Raw genomic sequence first — 12,472 nt, forward strand, 5'->3', positions numbered from 1 at the left:
GAGGTCCCCCCTGCGCTCAGTCGGCGATCCCCTCCGGCACCGCCTCCTTGACGGCAGGCGCCAGATCGACCAGCGGCGCCACGCCGTCACCCGTGCGGTCCTTGGGGATGGTCACCTCCACGTATGCCTTGCGCAACGTCGTGATGAACCGGAAGTCCCCGCTGTCCTGCTCCTGCAGCAACCACCCGACGCCGTTCACATCGACCCCGTCGGAGTTGGAGTCGTTCATCTCCTCAGGCCGCTCGACACCGCACCGCAGTATGATCGCCGGGTCCCCCCACCCCGCGGTCAACGCGGAGGCAGGTTCGGGATCCCGGCGATCCTGACCGTCGACCTTGGACGGCAACACCGTGTCCAGGTTTCGGCACAGCTTCGTGACCTTGGTGCCCGGACCGGGAACCGCGGCCCGGGCACTGTCGTCTGCTGAGGAGCAGCCCGCGACGGTGATCAACACAGCGACGGTGGGCAGACCGATGAGCCGGTGGGGAAAGAAGGTCACCGGCCAAGGGTAGAGGGGGGCTACAGATGAACGACCGGGCAGGTCAGGGTTCGCGTAATGCCGTCCACTTGCTGGACCTTGGCGACCACCATGCGGCCGAGGTCGTCGACGGTGTCCGCTTGCGCACGCACGATCACGTCATAAGGTCCTGTCACATCCTCGGCCTGGATCACCCCAGGAATCTTGCTGATCGTTTCGGCGACGGTCGACGCTTTGCCGACCTCCGTCTGGATCAGGATGTACGCCTGTACCACGGAACCTCCAGGGCGGCCACGAGGATCATGTGGGGAAAAGGAACGCCACGGTATCGCGTCGCCGCTCGCCGCGGGGAGACCTGCGGGGACCGGGGCTTGCGCGCCGGGGTGCAGGCACGACAGAAGTTGACGGTCAACTCGACCGTATCGAGGACACTGGTGACGCGCGACTGGGCACGGACAGGCACAGAAGGGGCGAAAGGACAATGAAGGGCACTGTTGGTGAGCTGGGGGAGTTCGGGCTCATCAGGGAGCTCACCTCCCGTCTCACCACCACCCCGGCGGTCCGGGTCGGCCCCGGCGACGACGCCGCGGTGGTCGCCGCACCCGACCGCAGGGTCGTGGCGAGCACCGACATCCTCGTCGAGGGGCGGCACTTCCGCCGCGACTGGTCCACGGCCTACGACGTGGGCCGCAAGGCCGCCGCACAGAACCTCGCGGACATCGCGGCCATGGGCGCCGTACCGACCGCGCTGCTGCTCGGCCTGGTCGTCCCGGCCGAACTCCCGGTGGCCTGGCCGACCGAGATGATGGACGGACTGCGCGACGAGTGCCAGGTCGCGGGGGCGTCGGTGGTCGGCGGGGATGTCGTACGAGGCGACATGATCGTGGTGTCGATCACCGCGCTCGGCGATCTGCGCAACCAGGAGCCCGTGACGCGGGGCGGTGCGCAGCCCGGGGACATCGTCGCGGTGACGGGCTGGCTGGGCTGGTCTGCGGCCGGGTACGCCGTGCTGTCGCGCGGATTCCGTTCACCGCGGGCCTTCGTGGAGGCGCACCGGCGCCCGGAGCCGCCGTATCACGCGGGGCCGGCCGCCGCCGGGCTCGGCGCGACGGCGATGTGCGACGTGAGCGACGGGCTGATCGCCGACCTCGGGCACATCGCGGAAGCCAGCAAGGTCCGTATCGACATCCGCTCCGGCGCGATCGACATCCCCTCCCAGATGAACGACATCGGGCAGGCCGTCGGCGTCGACCCCATGCAGTGGGTGCTCACCGGGGGAGAGGACCACGCGATCGTGGCGACCTTCCCGCCCGACGTGAAGCTGCCCGCCCGCTGGAAGATCATCGGCGAGGTGCTCAACCCCTCGGCGCTGCCCCAGGTGACGGTCGACGGCGCGCCGTGGACCAGCAAGGGCGGCTGGGACCACTTCGGGGACATCGAGTCGTGAGCGCGCCGCCGAGAGTGCTCACGGTCGCGGGCTCCGACTCGGGCGGAGGGGCCGGAATCCAGGCCGACGTGAAGACGATGCTGGCACTCGGCGTGCACGGCATGAGCGTCGTCACCGCGGTGACCGCGCAGAACTCCCTGGGCGTGCAGGGGGCTTGGCCGCTGCCCGTGGAGGCGGTGCGGGCCCAGTACCGGAGCGTCGTCGACGACATCGGCGTACAGGCCGTGAAGACGGGGATGCTCGCGTCCGCCGAACTCGTCGAGGCCGTGGCCGAGTTGATCGCCGGTACGGACGCTCCGGCCGTGATCGACCCCGTGGGTGTCTCCAAGCACGGGGACTCGCTGCTGGCTTCGTCCGCGCTGGACTCCGTACGGACCAAGCTGCTGCCGGTCGCCACCGTGGCGACGCCGAACCTCGACGAGGTGGCCCAACTCACGGGCGTGCGCGTCGAGTCGGAGGAGCAGATGCGGGGGGCTGCGGCGGCCGTTCTCGCCTATGGGCCGCGCTGGGTGCTGATCAAGGGTGGACATCTGCCCGGGGACGCCGTGGATCTGCTCACCGACGGGGCGGAGGAGCACTGGCTGCGGGCGCCCCGGCACGACAACCGGCACACGCACGGCACGGGCTGCACGCTCGCCTCCGCGATCGCTTCAGGGCTGGCGAAGGGGCTGCCGGTGCCGGAGGCGGTGGCGGCGGCGAAGGAGTACGTCACCGGGGCGATCGAGGCGGGGTTCGCGCTCGGCGAGGGGATCGGGCCGGTGGATCATGGGTGGCGGTTCAGGGCGGACATCTAGGTCCCGAAGGTCCCGCGGGGCACTGCGGGTACAGCGGGTACAGCAAAAAGCCGGTCCACCAGAGGTGGACCGGCTTCTGCAGCGAACCAGCAGTGGCCGCGCGCTACCGCGTAGCGTCAGCGCGAGACCTTGCCGGCCTTGATGCACGAGGTGCAGGCGTTCACGCGCTTCGGCGTCCCGCCGACCACGGTACGGACGCGCTGGATGTTCGGGTTCCAGCGACGGGACGTACGGCGGTGCGAGTGCGAGATGTTGTTGCCGAAGCCCGGCCCCTTGCCGCAGACGTCGCAGTTGGCAGCCACGGGTCACTCCAAAGACTTCAGATGCACTTACGGTTGAACCCGGCAGGCCGGGATCAGGATCGCAGGATAGAGATCTGAGTGGCGTTGCCAGGGAAATGGCCCGATCTGCATCGGGCAACCGGAGCAGCATACAACGACTGCGCCAGTACAACGAAACTACCATGGCTGCTCAGCGCCCCGCTCCGGCCCACTTCCGGTGGACAACGGCCCGGGGTCTACGCTGCGTGCCACGTCCAGCACTCAAGGAGGCGCAGGTGGCGCAGGTGCCGCAGACATTCTTCGATGCTCTCGCGGTGCGCACCTGGTGCGGTCTCGCGCTAGAGGCGCTGGGGCGGTCGCGTGAAGAGATCGACGCGATCAATGTCTATCCAGTGGCCGACGGCGACACCGGCACGAACCTGTATCTGACGGTGGAGTCGGCGCTCGCCGCGGTCGAGGCGGTCTTCACCGGCCACGAAGTCGGGGGCGGTGCGGGGGCGCCGCCGCTGGCCGACACCGTGCAGGCCATGGCGCACGGCGCGCTGCTCGGGGCGCGCGGGAACTCCGGGACGATTCTGGCGCAGCTGCTGCGGGGGATGGCGCAGGTGCTGGCTGCCGCTGGAGACGGTGGTGCCTCTTCTCTTGGTGAAACCCCTGGTGAGACCTCTCACAGTGACGCCCGGGGGCTGCGGCTCGCGCTCCGGCACGCGGCCGACTCCGCCCGGCAGGCCGTGGCCCACCCCGTGGAGGGCACGGTTCTCACGGTCGCCTCGGCCGCCGCGGACGCCGCCACCGGAGCCGAGGGGGACTGTGGGACGGTCGCGCGGGCGGCCTACGAAGGCGCGCGAGCGGCCCTGGCCGCGACGCCGGGCCAGCTGGCGGTCCTGGAGCGCGCGGGCGTCGTAGATGCGGGCGGGCGGGGGTTGGTGGCGGTGCTGGGGGCGCTGGTGGAGACGTTCACGGGGGAGCGGCCGGCGGCGGTGGCCGTGGCGTCGCCCGTGCCCGTGGCGTCGCCGGTGAACGGGGAGCATGCGCGCGTGCCCGCCGAAAGCCTCGCCGACTGCCTGGACGGGGCAGCCGACCTGGAGGAAGGCGGGCCAGCCTTCGAGGTGATCTACCTGCTGGAGGCCGAGGACGCGGCCGTGACCCGGTTGCGGGAGCGGCTCGACGCGCTCGGGGACTCGCTCGTCGTGGTCGGCGGCGACGGGCTGTGGAACGTCCATGTGCACGTGGACGACGCGGGCGCCGCCGTGGAGGCGGGCGTCGAGGCCGGGCGGCCGTACCGGATCAGGATCACGCACTTCGCCGTCGGCGACGTGCACACCACCGGCGGCGGTCGCCCGCCCCGCGAGCGCGTCCAGCGTGCCGTGGTGGCCGTGGTGCCCGGCGAGGGGCTGGCCGGGCTGTACACGGAAGCGGGCGCGACCACGGTGCTCGCGCGCCCCGGGGAGCCGCCCGCGAGCGGGGAGCTCGTCGACGCCGTACGACGGGCCCACGCGCTCGAGGTCGTCCTGCTGCCCAACGACGCCGACCTGCGCCACACCGCCGCCGCGGCAGCCGAGCAGGCCCGCACGGAGGGCATCCGGGTGGCGCTGATCCCGACGCGCTCCGCGGTGCAGGGGATCGCGGCGCTGGCCGTGCACGAGCCGGACCGCCGGTTCGACGAGGACGTCGTCCAGATGACCTCCGCGGCCGGCGCGACCCGCTACGCCGAGGTGACCGTCGCCGAACGCCAGTCCTGGACCACGGCCGGGATCTGCCAGGCCGGTGACGTCCTCGGCCTCATCGACGGCGACGTGGCCGTGATCGGCTCGGACGTCACCGCCACCGCCGAGACCGTCATCGACCGCATGCTCCAGGCGGGCGGCGAGATGGTCACCCTCGTCCTCGGCGACGAGGCACCCGACTCCATCGCCGAGCGCGTCGAAGCACGCGTGCGTGAGGTGTACCTCGCCGTCGACACGGTGGTGTACCGGGGTGGGCGGCAGGGTTCGCTGCTGCTCATTGGCGTCGAGTAGGCCGGGTTCGTCCAGAGCCCCTATTCCTCCGTCTGTTCCTGCATCAGCTGGAGCATCTGCTCTGCCTCCGCCCGGCGGGCTTGTACCGTCTCGTCGCCGTCGTCGGCACCGTCGTACGCGACCAGCACGGCACGCGCGCGTGCGGCGGCCTGTGCGGGGCGGCTCAGGTCTGCCTCGAGCCAGCCGGCGGCGAGTTCGGCGCCGGTGCGGGCGTGCAGGGCGTCGTCACCGGCGGCGGTGAACACCGTGACCGCGTCGAGCATCTGGGACAGGGCTTCTTCGAGGGTGGCCCTGATCGAGTCGTCCTCGGCGTCCTCGGTGGCGGACCGGGCGAGCAGGTCGCCGAACTGCCGGTGGGTGTGGCCGAGTTCGGCGGTGAGGCGCTGCCGTGACTCCTCGTCGGCGGTCGCGTCCCGTGCCGTCGCGCAGTCGCGGACCGCGCCCGCCATCAGCTCCCGTGCCCCGTCCGGCCCGTCCTGCGTGCGCAGTGCGAGCCAGGCGCGGGCGCGCAGGGAACGCACCAGGCCGTGCACGTTGCCGAGTTCGCGCCACAGGTTGCCCGCGCGCGCGTAGGCCCGGTCGGCCTCGTCGTGCAGGCCCGCGTGTCCCAGGGACTCGGCGGCGAGATGGGCGAGCGTGGCGTGGTCGTGCTGCTCGGGCCAGTGCCGGGCGATCTCGGCCGCCTGCAAGCGCCGTTCGGCTGCCGCGCGGTGCTCGCCGAGTTCGCTCAGGCAGTCGCCGAGCCACCACTGGGTCTGTACGACCGCCCCGTCGCCGTGCGTTTCGGCGGTCAGGTCGGGCAGCGCGGACTCCAGCACCTCCGCGGCCTCCGCCCACCGTCCCTGGCGCAGCAGGAACCCGCCGAGCTGGTGCCGGGCCCAAGCGCCGAGCGTCGGGCCCTCGCCCGCCTCGTCGGCCCAGTGCGCCGCGTCCAGGGCGTGTTCGGCGGCCTCCGCGGAGTGGCCCCGGCCGCCCAGCACCTCGGCGAGCTGTAGGTGCAGCTGGGCGCGGCCGACCGGCTCCAGGTGCGGTCCGCCGTGCTCCAGCGCCGCCCGCAGCGCCCGCTCGGCCTCCGCCGTGTCTCCGAGGTGATGTGCGAGCCCCGCCAGCCGGGCCTCGTACTCCACCGCGAACCACGGCAGCCCCGCCCCGACGAACGCCGCCGCGGCCCGAGCGAACAGCTCCGCAGCCCCCGCCACGTCCCCGGCATGCGCGGCCAGCTCCGCGAGCATCGCCTGCGCTTCCGCGGCCCGCGAGGCAAGCCGCACATCGTCCCCGGCACGCCCTTCAACCAGCGCCAGCACCTCCCGCGCGGCGGCTTCGGCGTCGACGAAGACCCGCTCGGCCGGCGAGCCGCCGAGCCCATCCGACGAGGAGTCCTCGACGGACGCGTCCCGCGCCGAGTGGCGGGCCGGGACCTCACCGTCCGGGAAGCCGTCGTCCACGGTCGCGTCCGGCATGGTGCCGGGGGCCGGTGCTTCGCTGCCCGGGGAGGCGTCGTCCCCCGTCGCATCCGGCACGAAGCCTGCGTCCTGTGCGGAGTCGTAGCCCATTGGTTCGCCGTCCGGGAAGGCGTCGCTCGCATTCGGCGGCGTTTCGTCGTCCGGGGCTGCGGCTCCCGCCGAATGGTCCGCCTCGTGCACGCGCCGCATCAGGATCCGGGCCTTGCCCATCAGTACCGACGCTGTCTGCGGGAGGCCGGTGCCGCCATCGGCGTAGAGCGCCAGGACCTCGTCGTAGGGGCCTGCTACGGCGGTGAGGGCGCCGGTCGTGTCGCCCGTGAGTGCGCGCATGTATGCCGCACGCGTGCGTGCCGCGAGGGCCTCACCGGGGTCGCCGGCCTCCGCGTACAACTGAGCGGCGTGCTCGAACAGGTCGATGCCCTCGGGCCCCAGGTCCATCGCGCGGTGGTCGGCGATCTCGGCACGGTCGCGGGGGGTCAGTTCGACACCCTCGGCGGCTCGGGCGACCCCCGCCCACGCCTCGATCGCGTTCGGCTGCAGGGTGTCCGACAGCCGCCGGGCCTCGGCCAGCAGCGCGGGCAGATCGGGCTCCACGGACTCATCGTGCGCCGGAACCGGCGGGACCGGAACCGTCGCGGGACGTGCCGAGCGCACCCCGAGCGGCAGCCGCTCCACCAGTGGCCGCCGCTCCATACGCGCGCGTGTCCGCTCGCTCACGTGGGCCGTGCCGTTGCGCTGGTCGAACCGCCCGGCCAGCGCCAGGGCCTCCACGCGCGCGTGGGCGGCGAGTTCGCCCGCTGTCCACTCCCGCCCGGCCGGCCCCGGCACCCGCTGGCCGCCCAGCCCCAGCGCGGTCAGCCGGTCCATGAGCAGGGCCACGACACTCATGAAGTCCAGCCTGCTGCGCGGATGCCCGGTGTCGGTGAAGTACGCCGGCCGCTCCGCGAGCAGCTCCAGGCCGCGCGCCTCGTTGCCGGTCAGCGCACAGAACTCCACATGATCCGCGTACGCGCCGCGCATGCTCTCCATGGCCCGCACGAGCCGGAAGCCCCGCAGATGGTTGGCCCGCGCCTCGTCCAGGCGGCCCAGCCGTAGCAGGGGCACCAGGGACGACGCCAGGACCGTGTGCGGCTCGTGGGCGCAGGTGAACTCGCCCTCCAGAACCGGCGCCCACAGCTCCAGCGCCGCCGCGTCCTGCCCCCGCTCCGCCTGCCACCACCCCTGCCCGTGCAGCTCGCACGCGTGGCAGTCGGCCATGGTGTCCCGGTCCGCGGCCAGCCACGCGGCGTACGCCCGCTCGGCCCGGTCGACGTCCCCGATGTGCGCGGCCACACTGAACTCGGCGCTGCGCACGGCCCGTTCGGAGTGCCCGGCGAGCCGGTAGCGGTGTTCCATCTCGCCGAGCCACTTCTCGACGGACGCGAGCGGGATGTGCGGCTGGTCGAGCATGCCGGACGACATCCACTTGAAGACCCAGTGCAGCGAATGGGTCTCGTACTCGTCGAAGTCCTCGGGGTGTTCGTCCCACATGCGCAGCAGGCGCGCGAAGGGGACGAACATCTTGTCCTTCTCGGAGCTGTAGTTGTAGACCTTCAGCTGGTGCCCGAGCGCCTCGATCACCGCGAGGGGGATGTTCAGCTTCTCGGCCTCCGCCAGCAGCTGCTCCGCGCGCGCGTTGCGGGCCGGGCCCTCCGGCTGCTCGCCGTTCTCCGCCATCGCCCGGCGCAGGGAGTCGAAGTCCGTGATCTCAGTCATCGCTGATCGTCCTCGCTGTGCGTGGCCCACTCCAGGAGGCCGATGAACGCCCGGTTCAGCAACGCCGAGTCCGCGGGCCTGAGCGGCCGCTGCGCCATCAGCAGGGCCTGCCCGTACAGCGACTCCGTGGCGGTGCCGATCAGCTCGGGGTCCCGCAGGGAACTGATTCTGCGGATCAGCGGGCTGAGATGGTTGAGCACCAGACGCGCGCGCGGGGCGCTGCCGCGCAGCGAACCGAGGATGCCCGCCCAGAGGTCGTCGGCCTGCTCCTCGGCCTCGGCCCGGGCCTGCTCGTGCCGGGCCGCACGGTCGTCCAGGTGCAGTGCGGGCACGGACAGCGGATGGAAAGCGCGCAGTACTATGTCACATCCCAGTGGGTCCAGCGTCGCCCGCGCCGCCGCCAGGAACCCCGCCAACGCCAGCTCCTCAGCCGGATCCACCGCGTCCAGATGGGCGGTCACCGTGTCGGCGTCCAGCTCGGCGACCACCGTCCCCGGCCGCACCGACGGCAGCGCCTCGACCAGCTCACTGTCGTACGTGTAACCGCCGTTGATCACCCCGACACCCTGCGCGGACGCGATCGGCGCGACCTGCCGATACTCCTCGACGGTCCGGGTGAAGTGCACCACCGGGTGCCGCTGGGCGAACTCCTCCAGGGACAGCCGCCCGTCGGTCGTCTCGAAGGGCAGCCACGGCAGCATCGTGCGCAGCATCTCCTTGTCGTGCCGCGCAAGGGACTTCACGCCCAGGTAGTGCACGGACAGGAAGGCCGCCAGCCGCTCCGGATCACTGGCAGCCAGTCCCGTGAGCCACGAGCGAATCCTTTCCCCGAGGGCGTCCCGTACGGCGGCGAGCGTCTCGTCCTCGTACAGCGACTCGCGCGACGCCGTGGGCCGCAGACTGTCGGTGTCGAGCACACAGCGCACGAAGAACGCCCAGTCGGGCAGCAGCTGTTCGGCCCGCTCCGTCAGCAACATGCCCTTGAGGTGGACGCGATGACTCGCCCGCTGGGCGGGGCTGACCGCGGACGGCAGCACGTACGCCACCCCCCGGACACCGGCGAGCGGCACGTTCAGCTCGATCGCGTCCAGCGGGGTGAAGCCGAACAGATCGTGGCAGTGCCGGGCCAGGGCCACCCTTCGGGTGGCCGGGGAGGGGTACGTACGGTCCCAGGGCGCGGGCAGATCCGTGACCGCCTCGTCGCCGACCCGGACGTCGTACGGCAGCAGGGACCCGAAGTCCCGGGCCAGCGCGAGCACCCGCTCCTCGGTCAGCCACTCCCCGGCGCCGGGGCGCGCCACCAGGTGCACGGTGGTGCCCGGTTCGGTGCGGGCGTCCGGCGGCAGGCTCCGTACGGTGTACGAGCCGTCGTCCGCCGCGGTCCACTCCACGGGCGCCGCGCCGGGCGTACGGGCGCTCAGGCTGACGACCCGGATCCGCTCGGCGACGACGAAACAGGCCAGCAGGCCTATGCCGAACTGGCCGAGGAACTCGGACCGGGCCTCCTGCAACCCCTCCGCCCGCTTCGAGCTGCGGCCGATCGTCGCGAGGAGGTTGTGCACGTCCGCTTCGGTGAGCCCGATCCCGGAGTCCTCCACACGCAAGGTCCCGCCCTCCGCGTACAGCCGCACGCGGGCCGGGGAGTCGGGCTGTTCGGCACGTCTCGCCGTGATGGCGTCGACGGCGTTCTGCAGCAGTTCCCGCAGATAGACCTTGGGACTGGAGTAGAGGTGATGGGAGAGCAGGTCCACCAGACCGCGCAGGTCGACCTGGAACGTATGAGGTGACTGGGGTGCCTGGGATGACTGTGAGGTCTGGGAGTCCATCGTCACGGCGCCGGGTGGGGGGACGGGCGACGGCGCGGGGTCGGGCGGTCCCGTTGAGGCGGTGACCGCGGAAAGGATGGCCGGAGCGCGTCATCCTATGGCCGGAACGAGCCGTCTGACCAGGGGTTTCCCGAGACGTATACGGCATTGTCAGTGGGGTGGTGTGCAATGGATCTCGTGCCCGCACTGGAAGAACCACTGAAAAAGGTGCTCGGCCCCGCCACCGCGAAGGTGATGGCCGAGCATCTCGGCCTGCACACCGTCGGCGACCTTCTACACCACTACCCGCGCAGATATGAGGAGCGGGGCCAGCTCACGCACCTGGCCGACCTCCCCATGGACGAGCACGTGACGGTGGTCGCCATGGTCGCCGACGCTCGTCTGCACACCTTCGCCTCGTCCAAGGCTCCCCGGGGCCAGGGCCAGCGCCTCGAAGTCACCATCACCGACGGCAGTGGCCGACTCCAACTGGTCTTCTTCGGCAAGGGCGTTCACAAGCCCCACAAGGAACTGCTGCCGGGCACACGCGCGATGTTCGCGGGCAAGGTGTCCGTCTTCAACCGCCGCCTCCAACTGGCGCACCCGGCGTACGAGTTGCTTCGCGGCGACGCGGAGGAAACCGTCGAGACGTGGGCCGGCGCCCTCATCCCCATCTACCCCGCCACCGCCAAACTGGAGTCCTGGAAGATCGGCAAGGCGATCCAGACGGTCCTGCCCAGCGCCCAGGAGGCCCTCGACCCCCTCCCGGACACCCTCCGCGAAGGCCGCGGCCTGGTCCCCCTCCCCGAGGCCCTGCTCAAGATCCACCGCCCCCACACCAAGGCGGACATCGCCGACGCCCGCTCCCGCCTCAAGTGGGACGAGGCCTTCGTCCTCCAGGTCGCCCTCGCCCGCCGCCGCCACGCCGACGCCCAACTCCCGGCAGTCGCCCGCAAACCCAAGCCGGCCGGCCTCCTCACGGCCTTCGACGACCGCCTCCCCTTCACTCTCACCGAAGGCCAGCAGAAGGTCTCCAAAGAGATCTTCGACGACCTCGCGACCGAGCACCCGATGCACCGGCTGCTCCAAGGGGAGGTCGGATCCGGAAAGACCATGGTCGCCCTCCGCGCCATGCTCGCCGTCGTCGACGCGGGCGGACAGGCCGCGATGCTCGCCCCCACCGAAGTGCTCGCCCAGCAGCACCACCGCTCGATCGTCGAGATGATGGGCGAGCTGGCCGAGGGCGGGATGCTGGGCGGTGCCGACCAGGGGACCAAGGTCGTCCTGCTCACCGGCTCGATGGGCGCCGCCGCCCGCCGCCAGGCGCTGCTCGACCTGGTCACCGGCGAGGCCGGGATCGTGATCGGCACACATGCGCTGATCGAGGACAAGGTGCGGTTCCACGACCTCGGCCTGGTCGTCGTCGACGAACAGCACCGCTTCGGCGTCGAGCAGCGCGACGCCCTGCGCGGCAAGGGCAAACAGCCGCCCCACCTGCTCGTCATGACCGCAACGCCCATCCCGCGCACCGTCGCCATGACCGTCTTCGGCGACCTGGAGACCTCCGTCCTCGACCAGCTCCCCGCCGGGCGCTCACCGATCGCCAGCCATGTCGTCCCGGCCGCCGACAAGCCGCACTTCCTCGCCAGGGCCTGGGAGCGGGTGCGCGAGGAGGTCGGCAAGGGGCATCAGGCGTACGTCGTGTGCCCACGGATCGGCGACGAGGAGGACGACCCGAAAAAGAAGAAGTCCCCCGAGGACGAGGCCGAGAAGCGCCCGCCGCTCGCCGTCCTGGACGTGGCCGACCAACTCGCCAAGGGCCCCCTGCAAGGCCTCGGCGTCGAGGTCCTGCACGGCCGTATGCACCCCGACGACAAGGACGCGGTCATGCGCCGCTTCGCCGCCGGCGAGACCCATGTCCTGGTCGCCACCACGGTCATCGAGGTCGGCGTGAACGTCCCCAACGCCACCGCCATGGTGATCATGGACGCCGACCGCTTCGGCGTCTCCCAGCTCCACCAACTGCGCGGCCGAGTCGGCCGAGGCTCCGCGCCAGGGCTCTGCCTCCTGGTCACCGAGATGCCGGAAGCCAGCCCCGCCCGCCAGCGCCTGAACGCCGTAGCCGCCACCCTCGACGGCTTCGAACTCTCCCGCATCGACCTCGAACAACGCCGCGAGGGCGACGTCCTCGGCCAGGCCCAGTCCGGCGCCCGCACCAGCCTGCGCATGCTCGCCGTCATAGAGGACGAGGAGATCATCGCGGAGGCAAGGGATGAAGCGGCGGCGGTGGTGGCAGCCGACCCGGACCTGAAGCAGCTCCCAGCCCTACGAACGGCCCTGGACGCCCTCTTGGACGAGGAGAGAGAGCAGTACCTGGAAAAGGGATGAAGGAGACCCACCTCAGGGGCGCGGGGAACTGCGCGACCAGCCA

At 71.7% G+C, this 12,472-nt stretch carries 9 protein-coding genes; 4 read left to right on the forward strand and 5 right to left on the reverse strand.

Annotated elements, in window-relative coordinates:
* Positions 1–16: 16 nt before the first annotated feature.
* Both AB0I98_RS36565 and AB0I98_RS36570 read right to left on the reverse strand, forming a co-directional pair.
* Complete coding sequence (locus AB0I98_RS36565) at positions 17–499, reverse strand: DUF3515 domain-containing protein (protein WP_362949408.1); 483 nt, start codon at positions 497–499, stop codon at positions 17–19.
* A gap of 20 nt (positions 500–519) precedes the next feature.
* Positions 520–753, reverse strand: coding sequence for an Lrp/AsnC ligand binding domain-containing protein (locus AB0I98_RS36570; RefSeq protein ID WP_003997603.1), 234 nt, complete (start codon positions 751–753; stop codon positions 520–522).
* Positions 754–959: 206 nt separating this feature from the next.
* Between AB0I98_RS36570 and AB0I98_RS36575 the strand changes: the two genes are divergently transcribed.
* Together AB0I98_RS36575 and thiD are read left to right on the forward strand one after the other, a co-directional pair.
* Entirely contained in the window at positions 960–1,925 is a 966-nt protein-coding gene (locus AB0I98_RS36575) for a thiamine-phosphate kinase (protein WP_362949410.1), read from the forward strand.
* Positions 1,922–2,719 carry a bifunctional hydroxymethylpyrimidine kinase/phosphomethylpyrimidine kinase gene (gene thiD / locus AB0I98_RS36580; RefSeq protein WP_362949412.1) on the forward strand — a complete coding sequence of 266 codons (798 nt, stop codon included), beginning with the start codon at positions 1,922–1,924 and terminating at the stop codon, positions 2,717–2,719. Before AB0I98_RS36575 ends, thiD begins: the two co-directional genes overlap by 4 nt.
* Before the next feature lie 116 nt (positions 2,720–2,835).
* Here the strand turns inward: thiD and rpmB are convergent, their stop codons facing one another.
* Positions 2,836–3,021 carry a 50S ribosomal protein L28 gene (gene rpmB / locus AB0I98_RS36585; protein ID WP_003993230.1) on the reverse strand — a complete coding sequence of 62 codons (186 nt, stop codon included), beginning with the start codon at positions 3,019–3,021 and terminating at the stop codon, positions 2,836–2,838.
* Positions 3,022–3,275: 254 nt separating this feature from the next.
* Between rpmB and AB0I98_RS36590 the strand changes: the two genes are divergently transcribed.
* Positions 3,276–5,018: a DAK2 domain-containing protein gene (locus AB0I98_RS36590; RefSeq protein ID WP_362949413.1), complete on the forward strand. Its 1,743-nt coding sequence runs from the start codon at positions 3,276–3,278 to the stop codon at positions 5,016–5,018.
* A gap of 20 nt (positions 5,019–5,038) precedes the next feature.
* On the opposite strand, the gene AB0I98_RS36595 is transcribed toward AB0I98_RS36590, so the two are convergent.
* Together AB0I98_RS36595 and AB0I98_RS36600 are read right to left on the reverse strand one after the other, a co-directional pair.
* On the reverse strand, positions 5,039–8,236 hold the full coding sequence (locus tag AB0I98_RS36595; protein WP_362949415.1) for a tetratricopeptide repeat protein: 3,198 nt from the start codon (positions 8,234–8,236) through the stop codon (positions 5,039–5,041).
* Positions 8,233–10,062, reverse strand: coding sequence for an HSP90 family protein (locus AB0I98_RS36600; protein WP_362949466.1), 1,830 nt, complete (start codon positions 10,060–10,062; stop codon positions 8,233–8,235). The genes AB0I98_RS36595 and AB0I98_RS36600 overlap by 4 nt, the downstream gene beginning before the upstream one ends.
* A 168-nt stretch (positions 10,063–10,230) precedes the next feature.
* Between AB0I98_RS36600 and recG the strand changes: the two genes are divergently transcribed.
* Positions 10,231–12,429, forward strand: a complete 2,199-nt coding sequence (recG, locus tag AB0I98_RS36605; RefSeq protein WP_362949416.1) for an ATP-dependent DNA helicase RecG — start codon at positions 10,231–10,233, stop codon at positions 12,427–12,429.
* The last annotated feature ends 43 nt before the right edge of the window (positions 12,430–12,472 follow it).

The organism is Streptomyces sp. NPDC050211, assembly GCF_040656035.1.
Lineage (GTDB): Bacteria > Actinomycetota > Actinomycetes > Streptomycetales > Streptomycetaceae > Streptomyces.